The 16969-nt window shown below is 44.8% G+C and carries 21 protein-coding genes, 2 tRNA genes and 1 pseudogene; 16 read left to right on the forward strand and 8 right to left on the reverse strand.

The window, feature by feature from the left end; all coding sequences use genetic code 11:
* Nucleotides 1–3: 3 nt before the first annotated feature.
* The 13 genes from LKD41_RS02355 to LKD41_RS02415 all read left to right on the forward strand — a co-directional run bounded on the left by LKD41_RS02355 (nucleotide 4) and on the right by LKD41_RS02415 (nucleotide 7001).
* The gene (locus LKD41_RS02355) at nucleotides 4–1299 is read left to right on the forward strand and encodes a DUF6273 domain-containing protein (RefSeq protein ID WP_227700270.1); all 1296 of its coding nucleotides are present in this window, start codon (nucleotides 4–6) and stop codon (nucleotides 1297–1299) included.
* 59 nt (nucleotides 1300–1358) lie between these two features.
* Nucleotides 1359–1769 (forward strand): hypothetical protein, encoded by a 411-nt coding sequence (locus LKD41_RS02360; protein ID WP_227700271.1) that lies wholly within the window; start codon nucleotides 1359–1361, stop codon nucleotides 1767–1769.
* A gap of 390 nt (nucleotides 1770–2159) precedes the next feature.
* Nucleotides 2160–3299 carry an RNA-directed DNA polymerase gene (locus LKD41_RS02365; protein ID WP_227700272.1) on the forward strand — a complete coding sequence of 380 codons (1140 nt, stop codon included), beginning with the start codon at nucleotides 2160–2162 and terminating at the stop codon, nucleotides 3297–3299.
* Entirely contained in the window at nucleotides 3296–3517 is a 222-nt protein-coding gene (locus tag LKD41_RS02370) for a hypothetical protein (protein ID WP_227700273.1), read from the forward strand. Before LKD41_RS02365 ends, LKD41_RS02370 begins: the two co-directional genes overlap by 4 nt.
* The gene (locus LKD41_RS02375) at nucleotides 3510–3710 is read left to right on the forward strand and encodes a hypothetical protein (protein ID WP_191229834.1); all 201 of its coding nucleotides are present in this window, start codon (nucleotides 3510–3512) and stop codon (nucleotides 3708–3710) included. The genes LKD41_RS02370 and LKD41_RS02375 overlap by 8 nt, the downstream gene beginning before the upstream one ends.
* The gene (locus LKD41_RS02380; RefSeq protein WP_006855491.1) at nucleotides 3707–4057 is read left to right on the forward strand and encodes a hypothetical protein; all 351 of its coding nucleotides are present in this window, start codon (nucleotides 3707–3709) and stop codon (nucleotides 4055–4057) included. Before LKD41_RS02375 ends, LKD41_RS02380 begins: the two co-directional genes overlap by 4 nt.
* Nucleotides 4044–4355: a hypothetical protein gene (locus tag LKD41_RS02385; RefSeq protein ID WP_024725531.1), complete on the forward strand. Its 312-nt coding sequence runs from the start codon at nucleotides 4044–4046 to the stop codon at nucleotides 4353–4355. Before LKD41_RS02380 ends, LKD41_RS02385 begins: the two co-directional genes overlap by 14 nt.
* Complete coding sequence (locus tag LKD41_RS02390) at nucleotides 4355–5305, forward strand: CHAP domain-containing protein (RefSeq protein WP_227700274.1); 951 nt, start codon at nucleotides 4355–4357, stop codon at nucleotides 5303–5305. Before LKD41_RS02385 ends, LKD41_RS02390 begins: the two co-directional genes overlap by 1 nt.
* A 13-nt stretch (nucleotides 5306–5318) precedes the next feature.
* The gene (locus LKD41_RS02395; protein WP_006855495.1) at nucleotides 5319–5861 is read left to right on the forward strand and encodes a hypothetical protein; all 543 of its coding nucleotides are present in this window, start codon (nucleotides 5319–5321) and stop codon (nucleotides 5859–5861) included.
* Between the two features lie 234 nt (nucleotides 5862–6095).
* Nucleotides 6096–6260: a hypothetical protein gene (locus LKD41_RS02400; protein ID WP_158559028.1), complete on the forward strand. Its 165-nt coding sequence runs from the start codon at nucleotides 6096–6098 to the stop codon at nucleotides 6258–6260.
* 10 nt (nucleotides 6261–6270) lie between these two features.
* Nucleotides 6271–6504: a hypothetical protein gene (locus tag LKD41_RS02405; protein WP_227700275.1), complete on the forward strand. Its 234-nt coding sequence runs from the start codon at nucleotides 6271–6273 to the stop codon at nucleotides 6502–6504.
* A 54-nt stretch (nucleotides 6505–6558) separates the two neighbouring features.
* On the forward strand, nucleotides 6559–6771 hold the full coding sequence (locus LKD41_RS02410; RefSeq protein ID WP_227700276.1) for a hypothetical protein: 213 nt from the start codon (nucleotides 6559–6561) through the stop codon (nucleotides 6769–6771).
* Nucleotides 6772–6803: 32 nt separating this feature from the next.
* Nucleotides 6804–7001 carry a hypothetical protein gene (locus tag LKD41_RS02415; protein WP_227700277.1) on the forward strand — a complete coding sequence of 66 codons (198 nt, stop codon included), beginning with the start codon at nucleotides 6804–6806 and terminating at the stop codon, nucleotides 6999–7001.
* Between the two features lie 419 nt (nucleotides 7002–7420).
* Here LKD41_RS02415 and LKD41_RS02420 read toward each other — a convergent pair.
* A tRNA-Leu gene (locus LKD41_RS02420) sits at nucleotides 7421–7504 on the reverse strand.
* A 183-nt stretch (nucleotides 7505–7687) separates the two neighbouring features.
* Here LKD41_RS02420 and LKD41_RS02425 point away from each other — a divergent pair.
* Both LKD41_RS02425 and LKD41_RS02430 read left to right on the forward strand, forming a co-directional pair.
* A tRNA-Leu gene (locus LKD41_RS02425) sits at nucleotides 7688–7772 on the forward strand.
* A 496-nt stretch (nucleotides 7773–8268) separates the two neighbouring features.
* A complete protein-coding gene (locus LKD41_RS02430; protein WP_227700278.1) occupies nucleotides 8269–8742 on the forward strand; it encodes a type II toxin-antitoxin system HicB family antitoxin in 474 nt (157 codons plus the stop codon).
* Between the two features lie 375 nt (nucleotides 8743–9117).
* Here LKD41_RS02430 and LKD41_RS02435 read toward each other — a convergent pair whose 3' ends face one another.
* From LKD41_RS02435 to LKD41_RS02465, 7 genes and pseudogenes are all read right to left on the reverse strand, one after another.
* Complete coding sequence (locus tag LKD41_RS02435; RefSeq protein ID WP_022243191.1) at nucleotides 9118–9894, reverse strand: NYN domain-containing protein; 777 nt, start codon at nucleotides 9892–9894, stop codon at nucleotides 9118–9120.
* 22 nt (nucleotides 9895–9916) lie between these two features.
* Nucleotides 9917–11338 (reverse strand): annotated as a pseudogene (gene pyk, locus LKD41_RS02440) (pyruvate kinase); the annotation flags it as partial.
* A 45-nt stretch (nucleotides 11339–11383) separates the two neighbouring features.
* The gene (locus LKD41_RS02445) at nucleotides 11384–11521 is read right to left on the reverse strand and encodes a hypothetical protein (RefSeq protein ID WP_227700279.1); all 138 of its coding nucleotides are present in this window, start codon (nucleotides 11519–11521) and stop codon (nucleotides 11384–11386) included.
* Nucleotides 11522–11618: 97 nt separating this feature from the next.
* Complete coding sequence (locus tag LKD41_RS02450; RefSeq protein ID WP_227700280.1) at nucleotides 11619–12023, reverse strand: hypothetical protein; 405 nt, start codon at nucleotides 12021–12023, stop codon at nucleotides 11619–11621.
* A gap of 287 nt (nucleotides 12024–12310) precedes the next feature.
* On the reverse strand, nucleotides 12311–12922 hold the full coding sequence (locus LKD41_RS02455; RefSeq protein ID WP_022243195.1) for an HAD family hydrolase: 612 nt from the start codon (nucleotides 12920–12922) through the stop codon (nucleotides 12311–12313).
* A gap of 18 nt (nucleotides 12923–12940) precedes the next feature.
* Complete coding sequence (locus LKD41_RS02460; protein WP_227700281.1) at nucleotides 12941–14215, reverse strand: adenylosuccinate synthase; 1275 nt, start codon at nucleotides 14213–14215, stop codon at nucleotides 12941–12943.
* A gap of 228 nt (nucleotides 14216–14443) precedes the next feature.
* A complete protein-coding gene (locus LKD41_RS02465; RefSeq protein WP_022243197.1) occupies nucleotides 14444–15331 on the reverse strand; it encodes a LysR family transcriptional regulator in 888 nt (295 codons plus the stop codon).
* Nucleotides 15332–15480: 149 nt separating this feature from the next.
* Between LKD41_RS02465 and LKD41_RS02470 the strand changes: the two genes are divergently transcribed.
* Nucleotides 15481–16830: an MATE family efflux transporter gene (locus tag LKD41_RS02470; protein ID WP_227700282.1), complete on the forward strand. Its 1350-nt coding sequence runs from the start codon at nucleotides 15481–15483 to the stop codon at nucleotides 16828–16830.
* Nucleotides 16831–16969 lie beyond the last annotated feature (139 nt).

Consider the following 16969-nt stretch of genomic DNA (forward strand, 5'->3'; position numbering starts at 1 on the left):
ATTATGGCAGATTTTAACAATGCAGTAATGACAAACGGTGGCGCCGCCTTGCTGGCAGCCACAACCGCCGGAACCGCAAAAATTAAGTTCACCAAGCTGGTGATTGGATCCGGCACCTATTCAGACTCGGAGAAAACCAGAGCCAGCCTGCAGGCCCGCTCTACTCTCAAAGCGCAGAAACAAGAGATCCCATTCTCTAAAATTGAAATGGCGACCGATACCTGCGTAAAATTGACGGCGCTCGTCTCAAATGCTGAGCTTTCTGCTGGCTATTATGTGAATGAGATCGGCATTTATGCGGTTGATGAATTACACCCGGCCGCTGCTCCAGTCCTCTACTCGATCGCGATCGCGAACGTGGCCGACTATTTGCCGCCGTACAACGGTTTGACACCTTCGACCATTACGCAGGAATACTTTGCGACCGTCGACAATGCTCTGGAGGTTACGATCCAGACCAAGACCGGAGCCGTCGCTCTGGCTGAGGATCTCGAAGCTACAAACGAGGAGCTTGCGAGAGCTATGTCCGACAACGATCGCCTCTATGACGGCAGAGACCTGACTACTGTCTTTGCGCTGGAGATTGCAAAGTATTCAGACGCATGGGCGTGGATTAAGGCAAGGATCAAAGCCCACAATTTTGCCGGTATTCATGTAGCCGACTATATTCCCATCACAATGAACGGCCAGACGGTGAAAATGCAGGTTGCTGGTATCGACACATATTACAGAACCACCGATCAGCAGCTCAGCCACCACATTGATTTTATTAGTAAAGACTGTTTTAATCAGACAGTAAAATGGAATGAAGCCAATAATAACAACGGAAACGCTGCAAATAACTCACCGTACATGATAAGCAACCTGCACACATTCCTCACTACTACCCTTTACGGCTACCTTCCGGCAGCAGTCAAGGCTGTAATCAGCAACAAGCGCGCCCTCATGGAATACAGATACAGCGCAAGCGGCGCACTCACTGACGGCACGGGCTGGGGCTGGCAGGATCTCGGTCCTCTCTGGGTGCCTCTCGAGTATGAAATCTTCGGTTCAACTATCTGGGGGACAAAAGGCTGGAGTCAGGGACAGGGCGTACAGTACCCGATCTTTGCTAATAGCTTTTTGAACCGTATCAAGGGCGCCGGAAACGGCGGCGGCCGCTGCAGCTGGTGGACCGCTTCTGTCAGGAGTGGCAGCTCGACTTATTGCGTGTACGTCTACGGCAGCGGGAACTCCATCTACTGGTACGCCAGCAACGAGCTTTACGTCCCGGTCTGCTTCCGAATTGACGAGGCGTAAGCCGCGGCATAATTTCAAAATCCGGCTACCTCGTGTAGCCGGGTAACTGGAGGCATAGAATGAGTAACGTATACACCAGAAACCGTAAAAAGACGCCGTTCGACGTCCTTGCGAACGCCGAGAAACTTCAAGATCTTGTAACGCTCTATGTTATGAATGAGAGGTATGTGCCTAAAAAGTGGCGCTTTATGATCGGTCAGGATCTTATCAAGAAAATTGACGAGCTGAACGACAACATAATCGCCGCGAACAGTATCTATGCCATGAATGAGCAGGATCTCGCGAGCCGTAAGGCATACGCCCAAAAGGCGATCGCGAACGGCTACCAATTACAGAGAAAACTCTCCCGTCTTATCAGGTGCGTGCCTTCGGCCACGGCCGCAAGCCTCGAAGAAATCACGAGCTTATTGAGTCAAGAGATCGACGACCTGAAAGGCTGGAGGAAAAACGACAAAATAAGAGCCAGATAATAAACTCGGGTTATTTGCTGAAAAGTGTCACGCGGCCGCTGCAACTGGTGGACCGCTTCTGTCAGGAGTGGCAGCTCGACTAATTGCGTGAACGTCAACAACAACGGGAACTCCAACAACTGGAACGCCAGCAACGAGCTTTACGTCCCGGTCTGATTCCACCTATATGCCAGACAGAGTAGAGAAATCGAAATCAGTGCCAGAGTGGAAGGAAGGAGCAAATAACCCTCGCCGTCAAGGCGTAAATAAGAGCCCAGACGCTACCGGGTGGACGCTGCTTGCATGGCGCGGAGTTTGTGCGAGTTCTCCGCGTTTCATACCCGTTGTACTATGCGGCTAATTAAACGCATGACAGCCGTGCTGGGTAATAACAAAGGAATGAGTTAAATTGTGACAAGCGAAGAAAGACGAGAACAACGATACCAGAGACGGAAAGCCGCAAGGCTGAAAAAGAGGCAGGAAACAATCGGGAAATATGATGATTTTGAGCGCGTGGCCTCACTGAACTCTCTGTATGAAGCAGCAAGGGAAGCCTCGAAGGGCGTCGACTGGAAAGCCAGCGTCCAGAGGTACAACTCTTTGCTGCTTTTTAATATATCCAAAACACGCGCCGAGCTGCTTGCTGGAAAAGATATACGCCGCGGCTTTATCTGTTTTGATATATGCGAACGCGGCAAGCTGAGGCACATCAAAAGCGTGCATTTTTCCGAGAGGGTTGTGCAAAAATCATTTTGCACCAACATCATATACCACACTTTCACCCGCTCCCTGATTTATGACAACGGGGCGAGCCAGCAAGGAAAAGGCACCCAGTTCGCGACCAACAGACTGACGACTCACTTGCGGAGGCATTTCAGGAAATACGGACGCGAAGGCGGCATACTTCTGATTGACTTCTCGGACTACTTCGGGAATGTGGCGCATGAGCCACTTTTTGAGATATACCGGCAGATCTTCACGGATCCACGCGTCATAGCTCTGGGAATGAGCTTTATTTCTGCCTTCGGCGATAAAGGCCTCGGGCTGGGAAGTGAAACGAGCCAGATTAACGCCGTAATGCTTCCAAACCGCGCGGACCATTACGCGAATGAAGTGCTCAGGATCCGTGGCTATGGCAGATATATGGACGACACCTATCTGCTGCACCATAGCATTGCATACCTCGAGGAATGTCTCGAAAAACTCCGGGCGATATACTCGGAATATGGCATAGTTATCAATGAGAAGAAAACAAAAATTGTAGACCTCAAACACGGGTTTACATTTTTGAAAACTCATTTTTATATCACAGAAACCGGCCGGATCATCAAAAAGCCGTGCCGTGACAGTATCACCAGAGAACGCCGAAAGCTGAAAAAGCAGGCGGCTCTCGTAGCTTCTGGCGTCCTGACCTTCGACGAGGTTCGGCGCTCATACGCCTCATGGCGTGGCAGCATGTCGCACCGGGACGCATACAGAACCGTGCAAAGCATGGACCGCCTATTTAATAGGCTGTTTATAGATCAATGGAAAGGAGGACCACAACCATGAGAACCAGAGAAGAAATGGAGGCAGAAATCAGAGGCTTACAGCAGTTACTCGCTGCGACAGATTATAAGGCTCTGAAACATGCCGACGGCGCCCTCACAGACGAGGAGTACGAGCCGACACGCGCCCAGCGAGCTGAATATCGTCAGCAGATCAATGACCTGCAGGCAGCGATTGAGACGCTCGAGACCACCGAAGGGCAGGTGGTAGACAATGAGTAACCTCGAAATTATTGAATTGCAAAACGCAATAATTTCCAACATGGCCCAGATTAACGCCGAGCTGCACTCCAGACTCGAGCAATATGAGGCCGTGGCTCAGAACGAAAAAACCGAGCAACTGGAGGAAGCGACCGGCAACATGATCGGACGCCTGAAGGCCGCCGGCATTTTTGAGGAAGGAGGGATCCTATGACAGATCTGAGCATTTTCATCACGGTGGCCGGGCTCTGTCTCTCTGTCGCTACTTTCTATTTTGGGCGTCAGTCAGTAACCAAAGCAGACGGGAAAGCCGCCGGAGCTCTGGAAACGGACCTGCGCTACATCAAGGAAAGCGTCGGCCGTATTGAGGGCCAGCTCAACAGAGACGTGCAACGACTGGAGGGCCGGATCGACGAGATCAGCAACCAGCTCGCCGGAATTAGTAACACAGCCGGCCGAGCCCATGAGTCAGCCAAAAGCGCGCACAACCGCATTGACGAACACCTCGAACGTGAGCACAACATACAGACGGATCGGAGGCGATCAAATGCGGAAACCTAGAAAAGAATTTTCTAAGACCATATTACGAGCGGTAGCTGCTGCCACCGTCGTGATCGTGGTCTTTTCTTTTGCCCTCATGTGGAGAACCGGCGACACCTCGCCGCTCGCCTACATCATACCGGGAATATTTACCGAGCTTTCTGCTGCTACTGGTTTTTATTTCTGGAAGGCTAAGGCTGAGAATGAGATCAAGCTCGACACTATCAGGCGTCAAAAGGAGTTAGAACAATCTAAAAAGCAGAACACTGAGCCCGGAGAATATGATCCGGGCTCTAACTATGAAGGAGGTACACCATAATGACAGAAAAAGAATTAAGACAGAGCTACGTCAATGCAGCCGTTTCCTATCTGGGTTGCAAGGAAAGCAACGGCAGCCACAAGAAAATTATTGATCTTTACAATAGCCACAAGCCCCTCGCCAGAAACTACGCCGTAAAATATACGGACTCATGGTGCGCGACTTTTGTCTCAGCTATGGCTATTAAAACGGGACTTACTGACATTATCCCGACCGAGTGCGGCTGCGGCCAGATGATCCAGCTTTTCCAGAAGCTCGGCGCATGGGTAGAAAATGACGCATACAGACCGAGCGCCGGCGACGTTATTTTTTACGACTGGGACGACAACGGAGTCGGCGACGATACCGGCTGGCCTGAGCATGTCGGCATTGTAGTGAGCGTATCAGGCAACACGATCAAGATTATCGAAGGAAACAAGAGCGACTCAGTAAGCTATCGCGAAATTGCTGTAAACGGCCGCTATATTAGAGGCTACGGAGTGCCTAAGTACAGCAGCAAGGCAACCAGCGCCGGATCTGGATCTGGCAACGGTGGAGGTCTGAAATACTCAAAGGGCGATATTGTAAACTTTACCGGATCCAAGCACTACGCAAGCGCGAACGCTACCAGCGGTCCTTCCTGCAAGGCTGGAAAAGCAAAGGTAACAGACACCGCAGAGGGTACAAAGCACCCTTACCACCTGATTGCAGTCAATGGATCGGGATCGACCGTTTACGGCTGGGTAAATGCCTCAGACATTGCGGGAGCCTCTACTGCTGCCGCCTCTGGCTCTATTGCGGAGGGCAAAACAGTCAAGGTAAAGAGCTCGGCCACAAAGTACGCAACCGGCCAGACGATCCCGAGCTGGGTGAAGTCCAGAAAATACACGGTGCAGAAAATCGACGGAGATCGCGCCCTCTTGAAAGAGATTACAAGCTGGGTGAAAGTCACCGATCTTGAATTAGCATAAGGAGGGCAACGGAATGGATCAGGAAACTCTCAACACACTCATGTCAATGGTTATTTTGCCTCTGCTGCTGGCGCTCTCGGGCTTCGCGGTTGCATGGCTGAGAAAAAAGACGCAGGAAATCACGGCAAACATTAACGACGCCACTGTCCGCAAGTATGTGGATCTCGCAAGCGACGCCGTGACGAAAGCCGTACAGACAACCTTCCAGACCTACGTCGACGCATTAAAGGCGCAGGGAAAATTCGACAAAGAGGCCCAGCTCACAGCATTGCAGAAAGCAAAAGACACCGCTACTGCTCTTATCACCGACGAAGCCAAGCGAGTGATCGCTGAGGCTTACGGAGATTTTGACAAATGGCTCGCTTCTACGATCGAAACCCTCGTCAGGGAGGATAAAAGAACGGCGCCTGCTGCCACTGAGGAAAAGCAGACACAGATCGCCACTACTGCTGCCACCGCTGCCGCCTCGGTAGCTGCCACAGTAGCCCAGACGGCAGTCGCTCAGGCTACTGCTGAGGTAAAGGCTGCCAAAGCTACGGAAACGGCCACAGAATAAGCCACAGACGGTCAGAATTGACACAAAGACGCTCGCTCGGTAATTTTATCGAGTGGGCGCCTTTTTTGCGTTCTGGGGCATTTTAGAGGCTGTTTTCCATTATTTTAATATCTTGTGCAAGATAGACAAAAGCTCCGGCAGAGGTTTGGTGAGTGTGTGTATTGTTATCTTGCACACGATATAGTATTATAATATCAGAAACAAGGAAAACCGCAGAAAATAAGGAGGCAGCACATGAAAGTCACAACGTACACAATCAACGAAGGAACCGCTTCTCAGTATTACGGACTGAAAAGCGTAAGCGAAAACCATGTTTTACACTATGCACCGAATAACTGGAAAACAAAGCGCGGAGCTATAAACTGGGCCAAGAAAAACGGCTACGAGGTGGAGGAATAGGAGGCAGACCATGAGAGGAACCAGAAAAGCGAAAGAAACAGAGTACCGAATTTTTAAGGAGTTCAACATCAAAACAGACCGCGATCGCATATATCTGACAGCTGGGCACAAGATCCGCGTCGACATATTCGAGGGCTATCTCTGGCAGGTTCCTGAGCTGCTCCGGTGCAAAAACTGGAAGATCTGCGACTCATGCGACAAAGGCGTCTGCAAAACGTACTACATCGACATATTACCAGCGTAGCGGGTTGTTGTCGTGTGCATGATATGATAAAATTACTCTGAAGGAGGCGATACAGTGGCAAGAAAAGCAACAAAGACACCGGAGGAGCTGGCAGCAGCCCACACCAAGTACAAGAACGCATGGCAGCGGGAAAACAAGGACCGGATCCCGATCACGGTGCCGATCGGAGACAAAGACCGGATCGCAGCATGGGCCAAGTCAAAAGGCTACCAGAGTACAAACTCATACATAACCGACCTTGTATACAAAGACATGGGGGAAAGATAAGAACCTCAGCACAACAGAAAGGAGAATTTTACATGTTTACAGTGAAGGATCAAGTAGATCAGCGCTATATTGTGGGCTTTAGACTGGAGGACGGCGAGCACGGTGTATTCAAGAACACCGAAAAAGCACAGCAGGTTATTTTTGAGACAGACAACGACGCATGGAATTATATGGATCTGCTGGAGAGGAAAGGCATTGACGTGTCGGATCTGACGGTCGTCGAATGTTAAGTAGCACCCGCAGCAACGCGGGGCACTAATGAAGCCGAGGACGGTCCCAAGCCCGTGAAAATTCAGAGGGGTGCGCATAATGAACAGATCAAGCCCGGTCTGAGTGATAGCTGACAAGTTTTGCTGGTTTTTAATGTGAAAACCTTAAAACGAGACAAGAAGGCAGCAGGCGCCGCAGCCAGTCCCGTGCAACTCGCAAACAATAGCCACGCGGCCGAGGAGGCCAGAGAGGAACGGTGATAGCTGCCGAGCTGAGCAGGCTCTATTTCTCGAGCCCTATCGAGAGACGACCGGGCATAACAAAAGCGCCAGAGCCTAAGCCCTGACGCTTTTATTTTTCACTATTTCCGCGTGAAGTTTACCACCACGGCGAACACTTTCTTGAAAAAGTACACCGGGTTCGGCTTCGCGCCATTGAGTGCAGGAGATGGGACTTGAACCCACACGATATTGCTACCACAGGCACCTGAAGCCTGCGCGTCTGCCAATTCCGCCACTCCTGCGAACAAATGATATTTTACCGTTTCAACGGTAATAAGTCAACCCCTATTTTTAATTTTTTCCCTTTTTTTGAAAAAATATATAAAATTGACAAAAATCGAAAAAAGTTAAAAATAGGCATTGACAATTGTCCCGGAATTTGTTACTATTTACAAGTCGTCATGAGACGTAAGTTCATACGGTATGCGGAAGTGTCGGAACTGGCAGACGAGCAAGACTAAGGATCTTGTAAGCATTGCGCTTGTGTGGGTTCAAGTCCCATCTTCCGCATTCATTATTTAAAAGGAAACCTTGATTATTCAAGGTTTCTTTTTTCTATATTTGGAATGTATTACATTCCGGTTTCTCCATAAGAATCCATTACTTTCCAATAGATGAATAATAACAAATAAAACTACATACACTGTCTTGACAATCCTCTTTCTAATGTTATATGGATATATTCAACATAATATTTGCAACTAGATTTCAATTGCAAGTCACAGAAAGGGGAGATGTTGAAATTCAAACATGAGTTCATTAGAAAAGGCCAAACAAGAATTACTAAAATGTTCAAAAAACTATACCTATGACGATGCAAAAGCACTTTTAAGAAAACTTGGTTTTGAAGAAAAAAAGCAAAGGTAAAACATCCGGTTCCAGGGTAATGTTTTATCGAGAATCAGATCAGCGAGTAATTTTGATTCATAAACCACATTCAGAAAATACAATGGATACCGGTTCTGTAAAAGATTTAATAAAATGTTTAAAAGAATAAGGAATTATAATGAAAGAAAGTATGTTAGAATACAAAGGTTATCATACAGTAGTTCGTTACAATGCTACTGACGGTACTCTCAGAGGAATTATTGAAGGGATAAATGATTATGTAGATTTTCAAACTACTTGTATCGCAGATGTCGAGAAAGAATTTCATTGTGCAGTTGACGATTATCTTATATTTTGTGAAAAAGTTGGAAAAAAAACCGAAAAAAAATATAAAGGAACATTCAATGTTAGAATCAAACCTGCGCTACATAGGAAATTAGCACTTAGAGCATTAGAAAATGGTGACACGCTAAATCGAGCTGTAGAAAAAGCAGTTTCTATGTATTTATCCAATCATCCTACAGCTAATATAAATGTTGCAGCTCAACAGCTTTGTGAAAACGCTATCAAAGAAAGTAATATTAATGACACCAAGAATTATTCTAATAATGTAATTGCCTTTAAAAATTCTGCTAATATAAAGGTGGAATAGAAATGTCTAATTTTGATGAATATTTTACCGGCGGCTGTTCAATCTCTTTAAAGAATGTATCAACGTTTCATTTAGCGTTTTTTTAGAGCTTAATGATAAATATAAGGGAGATAAACAGCTAGATTATACCTTAATAAAAAAGAAAATACTTAACAAAGATAGTGTTATAATGTCCATAATAATGAGTCGTATTTCACTGCTCATCTCACAGTTGACATCTTCCTATGGCGAGAGACCTATTATTACTCCACCTTCATTTATGACATCAAAATAAAATTTTCTCTAAAATATTTTTATTTTATAATACATATCTATTAAATTAATAAAGAATGGCATCTGATTTAAAAAAACATCAGATGCCATTTTTTCTTCCCGCTACTCTTTTATTTTTGCATACACAACCTTCAACAGCTTATTGTGTGGATTCTCAATCGGGTTTAATTCAATGCTCCTAAACTTCTTTAAGAAGGTAGAAAGTTTACTGCACTGGTAATTTCGTGGGTCAAAGCCCGGAATACGTTTGCTCAGATTGATTCCAAGCTCAGAAATATTAATCCAGCCATTTTCCTCTGCATTGCTCCGGATAATGGAGATTACCTCCTTTTCAATATCCGAAAGCTTCGGAAGGTTGTCATTGTCCCCGGCATCCTTTTCCGAAGATGCATTCGTATTTCTTCTTGTGGTGGCTGTGCGCTGTTTTTCCTCTGCTTCTTCCTTATTATAAAGTAAATCAAGATACTTGAAATTCTCGCAGGCATTTACAAAGGACTTCGGTGTCTTCTCCTCTCCCATTCCGATTACCATCATACCGGCTTCCTTTAAGCGCATGGCAAGTTTGGTAAAATCACTGTCTGACGACACCAGGCAGAAACCGCTGACTTTTCCGGAATAAAGAATATCCATGGCATCTATAATCAATGCCGAATCTGAAGCACTTTTTCCCGCAGTATAATTGCACTGCAATTCCGGTGTCAGAGCGTACTCCTGCATATTTTTCATCCATGCAGATACGCTCGGATTCGAATAATCTCCATAAACCCGCTTATAAGTAGCCACCCCGTAATTGCTGACCTCATCCATAATTAGTTTCACATATTTATTGGATACATTTTCTGCATCAATCAGCACTGCTAATTTCGGTTGTTCATTCATACCATCTGCGCTCCTATTTCTTTAAGTGTCCCGTAACTACTACACGAATCAGATTGGTGGTACCGGAAATACCCAATGGAATTCCAGCTGTAATAACCGCCAGATCTCCATGCTGTACATATCCATGCTGTTCTGCGGATTCCATTGCATTATTAAACAATGCTTCTGTATCCGTCTCTTCCTGTATCATAAGTGGTGTTACGCCCCAGGAAAGATTCATCTGATAATAACTCTTTTCCGATGGGGTACAGCCGATAATTGCACATTTCGGACGATATCTTGAAATCATGCGGGCAGTCTTGCCGGATTTGGTTACCGTAACAATTGCCGCCGCATTGATGTCAATGGCAGTCATGCAGGTTGCATGGGAAATGGCATCGGTTACATCCGGATTATCAATCTTCTCCAGCTGGCGGAAACGTTTCTCATAATCAATATCATTTTCTGTATATTCCGCAATCTCTGTCATGGTTTTTAATGCCTCCACCGGATATTTCCCGGCAGCAGTCTCACCAGACAGCATAATTGCACTGGTTCCATCATAAATAGCATTGGCAACATCTGTTGCTTCTGCTCTGGTCGGGCGTGGATTCTTCATCATGGAATCCAGCATCTGGGTTGCCGTAATAACAACCTTTTCTGCATGGTAAACCTTTTTTATAATTTTCTTCTGAATTGCCGGAACTTCACGAATCGGAATCTCCACTCCCATGTCTCCTCTGGCAACCATAATGCCATCTGACACTGCCAGAATCTCATCAATATTATCTACACCCTGACGGTTTTCGATTTTAGAGATAATCTTAATGTCATTGCAGCCCTGCTCTGCCATAATTTTCCGTAACTGCAGCACATCATCTGCACAGCGTACAAAAGATGCTGCAATAAAATCTACACCCTGCTCAATTCCAAATAGAATATCGGAGCGGTCTTTCGGGCTGATATAAGGCATGGACAGATTTACATTCGGTACATTAATTCCTTTGCGGTCTGAAATCACACCACCATTTTCTACTTTACAGGTAATCTCAGTTTCTGTCACATTGGTTACCAGCATTTCAATCAGTCCATCATCAATCAGAATTCTGGTTCCGGCTTTGACATCATGTACCAGATTTTTGTAAGTAATAGAGACCCGCTCTTTATTTCCCATAATATCATTAGTAGTAAGCTTAAAGGTATCTCCCGGAAGCAGCTCTGCCCTGCCGCCCTCCAGCTGTCCAATCCGAATTTCCGGTCCACTGGTATCAAGGAGAATTCCAACCGGTCTGCCCAGTTCCTTACGCATCTTTTTTACACGATCCATGGTTACTTTATGTTCTGCCTGTGAGCCGTGGGAAAAGTTAATTCTCGCCACGTCCATTCCATTTTCCATTAACTGTTTTAATACTTCATCATCCTTTGTTGCCGGTCCTAATGTACATATAATTTTTGTCTTTCTCATATTCTGTCCTTTCCTGCTACAAGCCCTCTATCTTCTTTTATTCCTTTATACTTCTTTCGTCTTTTCCTGTTCCTCTTTAGAAGAAGTCTCATCTTCTCTGCCATGATGCTCATACCACCAGCATATAGCAACTGCTGCCGCTGCCATAACGCCCATAAGCGCTACTACAATATCCTGTGCCATATTTTATTATCCTCCTATCACAGTTATGACCTGATATTGTACGCAAAGAAACCTATGCTCCTCTGCGCACAGGTAAATTGCTTCTAACTTGTGATAGTCAGTCCTTCGCTCCATCCTGATGATGGATATAGCCTATAATGACACGCCTGCTGTCCAAAACATCCTTTGATTTCCGTAATTCAAAGTTCCAGCCGTCTTTTGCCTGATTTTCAGGCAATACTGCTTCCAGTGATAATGCTGCTCCTTCCAAATCGCTGTTTTTCTCCGACAGTCTGCGGTATCCCGCTGCAATCCTGCCGGTCTCCCGAGTTCCCAAAAGTTCTTCTGTACAGCTCTCTGATGGTCTGGATAAATGTGCTGCCTGTGTGAAATTCTGGTTCGCAGTATCTTCACATGCAAAGGAAGAATCTATGTTGATATTTTCAACATACATTCCTGAAACCGTCATAATAACAGCCACTATGAGACTTATCAGCTTTTTCTTTAAACCTGTTATCCTCATTGTATTCTCCCTGCTTACTGCGTAACTGAAACAAAGAATGTGCTTTGGCACATTCTCGCGCCTGCGGCGGTCGCTTGCGACATCTACCTTATACGCCGCAGTGTGCATCCTTGCGGAGCGTTTTTTACTTTACAGGAAAGCAATTTCCTGTAAAGTAAAAAAACTGGCAGGAGTAACTCCTGCCAGTTGCGTTGCTACCCGTCTGCTTACGCTCATTATAAGCATTTCGCTATTGAAATGCAAGAAACGAATAGACAATTATTCTTTTTTTACATAATCTTTACTTATTAACTGCCGGATACGACACCAAGTTCCAAAAGCCTTCTTTTTGCCTGCTGCTGATTCTGAAACTGTATGCCTGTAATGCCAAGCTTTTCTGCCGTCTCTATGTTTTCTGGACGGTCGTCTATGAATACACATTCCTGTGGCACTAAATGGTATCTGTCCAGCAATAGCTTATAAATTTCCGCTTCCGGCTTGATGCACTTCACCTGATAGGAAAAGATTGCTCCGGTAGTCTCCTTTTCAAAAGAAAGTTCTTCTGTTGCTTTTTCATAAGTGCTCTTTGGAAAATTAGATAATATATAGGTATGATATCCATTTTTCTCAAGGCTTCGTATCCACCGCACCGTATATGGATAAGTATGAATCGTCTCTCCTACATGGTCATAAAAGAGTCTTATTTCTCTTTCATAATCCGGTGCTTCCTTGATGCATGCAGCAATAATCTCTTCATCCGGCTTTGCTCCCCGGTCGAATTCATTCCAGGTTACGGAACGGACGGTAGCATCCGCCACACATTCAAAAGTTTCCCCCTCAAAACCGAGCTTATGAAATACTTCTTCCCAGCGAAAGTCTACCAGTACATTTCCTACGTCAAAGATTACATTTTTTATCATCACAATCTGCCTTTATTCTTAACGATAAATGATATCATTTCTTCCCGGTCCGTTAGAAACCATGGTAATCGGATATCCAATCTGTTCTTCAATGAATTCTACATATTTACGGCAGTTTTCCGGAAGGTCTTCGTATTTCTTAATTCCACGGATATCTGTCTTCCAGCCCGGAAGTTTCTTTAATACAGGTTTTGCTTTTTCAAGCTTTGTTGTTACAGGGAAGTCTGTGGTTACTTCTCCGTCGATTTCATATCCTACGCAAACCGGAATCTCATCTAAATATCCTAAAACATCTAACACGGTAAATGCTACATCAGTTGCTCCCTGCATGCGGCAGCCATATTTACTTGCCACACAGTCAAACCATCCCATACGTCTTGGACGTCCTGTGGTTGCGCCGAATTCTCCGCCGTCTCCACCGCGTTTTCTTAATTCATCTGCTTCTTCGCCAAAGATTTCGCTGACGAATGCGCCTGCACCAACAGCAGAAGAATATGCTTTACATACAGTAACAATTTTCTTAATCTCATATGGCGGGATTCCTGCTCCGATTGCACCATATGCAGCCAATGTAGAAGAAGATGTTACCATCGGATAAATTCCGTGATCCGGGTCTTTTAAGGTTCCAAGCTGTCCCTCTAAGAGAATGTTCTTTCCTTCTTTGATTGCCTTATCAAGGTATAAAGAAACATCACAGACATACGGAGCTACCATATCACGGTACTCATGTAATGTATTTAACAGCTCTGCCTTGTCCAGTAATGGTTTGTGGTACATATGCTCTAACATAATATTTTTCATTTCACAGATACGGTCTACCTTTTCTGTTAAAGTATCTTCATCGAAAAGTTCACTTACCTGAAAACCGATTTTTGCATATTTATCTGAATAAAATGGTGCAATACCTGACTTGGTAGAACCGAATGATTTCTTGCCAAGACGCTCCTCTTCGTACTGATCAAAAAGCACATGATACGGCATAACAATCTGTGCACGGTCAGAAACCAAAAGCTTAGGTGCCGGTACATTACGGTCTGTAATAGACTTCATCTCATTGAAAAGCTTCGGGATATCAAGTGCAACACCATTTCCGATAATACTTGTGGTATGTCCGTAGAACACTCCTGATGGAAGGGTATGTAATGCAAATTTTCCGTAATCATTTACGATAGTATGTCCTGCATTTGCACCACCCTGAAAACGGATAATAATATCTGCTTCCTTTGCAAGCATATCAGTAATCTTGCCTTTTCCTTCATCTCCCCAGTTTGCACCAACTACTGCTGTAACCATTTTTATTTCCTCCTTATAATAAGAAATATGTTCTTCTCGCTGCTCGCGCAACTATGAGAAACACGCTTTACGAGCTACTCGCGGAGCGTTTTTTACTTTACAGGAAAGCAATTTCCTGTAAAGCAAAAAAGAACCGGTGTAAAAACCAGTTCTCTGCTTCTTACTTTCTGATTATACCGAATCAGATATTATAAGTAAAGTCAATATTCCTTATACTCGATATAAGTTTTACTTATGTTGTAATAATTTCAACAATTTTTCTGCTGCTGCAGTCAACGGAACCCTGTCATCTGAAACAATACAGAACTGTCTGGCAGGAATCTTCTTATTAAATGTAATCTGAAACAGTTCCCCCTTATCAATTTCTTCCTGAGCAAAGTCCCTGACCACATTTGCTATGCCAAGGCTCCTTTTTGCAAACTGTATCAGCATATCGCTGGTGGCAAGTTCTATCTCCGGATGAATCACAACGCCTTCTCCCAGCAGAAATTCCTCTACATATTTTCTGGTAGAGGTATTTCCCTCCAGGCACATAACCGGCAGATGTTCCAATTCTTTATAGCTTAATTTACCGCCCTTTAAATATTCAAATTTTCGTCCTGCCACAAAGACATCTTCTATCTCACGCACCGGAATCACATGCATATTCTTCGTTGTCTCCATAGGCGTGCTGACTACACCAAAATCGATTCTGCCGCTCTGCAGATATTTCAGTGTCTCCGGTGTCGGTGCATTGGTAACTGTAATCCTGATTTTCGGATACTGCTCATGAAACTGTTCCAGATAAGAAAGCAGATAAAACTGCAGTGTCATATCGCTGGCTCCGATACATACTTCTCCGCTGGTCAGCTCCTGCATTTCAAGGAATTTGCGTTCGCCTTCCCGGATGGTCTCATAGCCCCGCTGCACATAGCCGTAAAGTGTCTGCCCCTCTGCAGTCAGACGCACCCCTCTGGATGTCCGCATGAAAAGGGTGGTTCCCAGCTCCCGCTCCAAATTACGGATTGCCTGGGACACTGCCGGCTGTGAAACATTCAGTTCTTCTGCTGCCAATGTAATACTGTGAAGTTTTCCTACATAATAAAAAAATTTGTAATATTCTAAATTCGTATTCATGAGCGAATTATACCATAATTAGATTGATTTTTACATTGTCATTTTTATTTTACCAATGTATACTAATCCCGTTTCCTAAGAATATAGTATTTTTTTCTCATATAGTGCAGAATATTTCTGCAAAATTTTTTTGAAAGGAGCTTATAATTATGACGAAAGATATGACAATCGGAAATCCACTGAAATTAATCCTTCTCTTCTCACTTCCTGTATTGTTCGGGAATCTGTTCCAGCAGTTCTACAACATGGTAGATACCATCATTGTAGGACAGTTTTTAGGAGAAGATGCCCTGGCTGCTGTAGGTGCAACCGGTTCTATTATGTTTCTGGTGCTTGGTTTTGCATCCGGACTTGCCCAGGGATTCGGTGTTATGGTATCACAGGCTTTCGGTGCAAAGGATGAAAGCCGTTTAAAGCATATTGTTGCTTTATCCTTCCTCTTAACCATAATCATTTCCGTGATTCTTACCGCATTGACTGTTACTACTTCCCGTGAGCTTTTAATCTTTATGAACACACCGGATAATATTCTTGATATGGCAGACTCTTATATCCGGGTTATCTTCTGGGGTATCATTACCAGTATGATGTACAATGTTGTTTCCGGAATTTTAAGAGGTGTTGGTGACAGCAAGACTCCATTATACTTCCTGCTGTTTTCCTCCGCTCTTAATATTGTGCTGGATTTATTCTGTATTGTAACTTTAAAATTAAATGTTGCAGGTGCTGCATATGCCACCGTAATCTCACAGGGTATTTCCGCTGTTCTCTGTCTTATTTATATGTACCGTAAATTCACGATTCTCCGCACCAGAAAAAGTGATTACTACATCGACCGCGTGACAACCGCCCAGATGATGGGACTTGGTATCCCGATGGCTTTGAACTACTCTCTGATAGCTGTTGGTTCCATGATTCTTCAGTCTGCAGTAAATGTATTTGGTTCCAGTGCTGTTGCAGCCTTTACTGCTGCATCCAAGGTAGAACAGATTTCTACCCAGCCAATGCCGGCTCTTGGAACCACAATGTCTACTTACTGTGGTCAGAACTTAGGTGCCGGAAAATATGACCGCATCTTCGATGGCATGAAGAAGGCCTTTGGAATCGCCCTTGGAACTGTTGCAATTGCTGCATTCATCTGTACTGTATTTGGCCGTTCCATTGTTTCCCTTTTCTTAAGCGAACCGACGGAAGCCATTTACAGTTATGCCACACAGTACTTAAATACCATCAGCTGCTTTTTCTTCTTTCTTGCTCTTATTTACCTTTATCGTACTTCTTTGCAGGGACTTGGAAAAGGTATCATGCCTATGGTCAGCGGTATCTTTGAAATGATTTGCCGTGTCGGTGTCGTATGGCTCCTTTTAAATCCATATGGATACTGGTCAGTCCGTCTGGCAAGTCCGGTAGCATGGATTGGTGCCGGTGTACCACTTATGATTTCCTATCTTGTTTGGAAGAACCGGAAAAAGAAACAGCTCCGCAGTCAGGCTGTATAAAATCCTGAGCCTGCAATGCTGCAGCACGCAGAAAAGAAGCCCCATCCTCTGAATCATCAGACTGATATGTACCCTCTTTACTGGACAACCAGTAAGGAGGGTGTTTTTATGCGTTATAGTTATGAGTTTAAACTGATGT

The sequence above is a fragment of the Roseburia sp. CLA-AA-H209 genome (assembly GCF_020687575.1).
Taxonomy (GTDB): Bacteria; Bacillota; Clostridia; order Lachnospirales; family Lachnospiraceae; genus Roseburia_C; species Roseburia_C amylophila.

What these genes read in the sequence shown, in the direction of transcription:
- LKD41_RS02355 (WP_227700270.1), top strand. Translation starts at nt 4, where the DNA reads ATGGCAGATTTTAACAATGCAGTAATGACAAACGGTGGCGCCGCCTTG.
- LKD41_RS02360 (WP_227700271.1), top strand. Translation starts at nt 1,359, where the DNA reads ATGAGTAACGTATACACCAGAAACCGTAAAAAGACGCCGTTCGACGTC.
- LKD41_RS02370 (WP_227700273.1), top strand. Translation starts at nt 3,296, where the DNA reads ATGAGAACCAGAGAAGAAATGGAGGCAGAAATCAGAGGCTTACAGCAG.
- LKD41_RS02375 (WP_191229834.1), top strand. Translation starts at nt 3,510, where the DNA reads ATGAGTAACCTCGAAATTATTGAATTGCAAAACGCAATAATTTCCAAC.
- LKD41_RS02380 (WP_006855491.1), top strand. Translation starts at nt 3,707, where the DNA reads ATGACAGATCTGAGCATTTTCATCACGGTGGCCGGGCTCTGTCTCTCT.
- LKD41_RS02385 (WP_024725531.1), top strand. Translation starts at nt 4,044, where the DNA reads ATGCGGAAACCTAGAAAAGAATTTTCTAAGACCATATTACGAGCGGTA.
- LKD41_RS02390 (WP_227700274.1), top strand. Translation starts at nt 4,355, where the DNA reads ATGACAGAAAAAGAATTAAGACAGAGCTACGTCAATGCAGCCGTTTCC.
- LKD41_RS02395 (WP_006855495.1), top strand. Translation starts at nt 5,319, where the DNA reads ATGGATCAGGAAACTCTCAACACACTCATGTCAATGGTTATTTTGCCT.
- LKD41_RS02400 (WP_158559028.1), top strand. Translation starts at nt 6,096, where the DNA reads ATGAAAGTCACAACGTACACAATCAACGAAGGAACCGCTTCTCAGTAT.
- LKD41_RS02405 (WP_227700275.1), top strand. Translation starts at nt 6,271, where the DNA reads ATGAGAGGAACCAGAAAAGCGAAAGAAACAGAGTACCGAATTTTTAAG.
- LKD41_RS02415 (WP_227700277.1), top strand. Translation starts at nt 6,804, where the DNA reads ATGTTTACAGTGAAGGATCAAGTAGATCAGCGCTATATTGTGGGCTTT.
- LKD41_RS02430 (WP_227700278.1), top strand. Translation starts at nt 8,269, where the DNA reads ATGAAAGAAAGTATGTTAGAATACAAAGGTTATCATACAGTAGTTCGT.
- LKD41_RS02435 (WP_022243191.1), bottom strand. Translation starts at nt 9,894, where the DNA reads ATGAATGAACAACCGAAATTAGCAGTGCTGATTGATGCAGAAAATGTA.
- LKD41_RS02445 (WP_227700279.1), bottom strand. Translation starts at nt 11,521, where the DNA reads ATGGCACAGGATATTGTAGTAGCGCTTATGGGCGTTATGGCAGCGGCA.
- LKD41_RS02450 (WP_227700280.1), bottom strand. Translation starts at nt 12,023, where the DNA reads ATGAGGATAACAGGTTTAAAGAAAAAGCTGATAAGTCTCATAGTGGCT.
- LKD41_RS02455 (WP_022243195.1), bottom strand. Translation starts at nt 12,922, where the DNA reads ATGATAAAAAATGTAATCTTTGACGTAGGAAATGTACTGGTAGACTTT.
- LKD41_RS02460 (WP_227700281.1), bottom strand. Translation starts at nt 14,215, where the DNA reads ATGGTTACAGCAGTAGTTGGTGCAAACTGGGGAGATGAAGGAAAAGGC.
- LKD41_RS02465 (WP_022243197.1), bottom strand. Translation starts at nt 15,331, where the DNA reads ATGAATACGAATTTAGAATATTACAAATTTTTTTATTATGTAGGAAAA.
- LKD41_RS02470 (WP_227700282.1), top strand. Translation starts at nt 15,481, where the DNA reads ATGACGAAAGATATGACAATCGGAAATCCACTGAAATTAATCCTTCTC.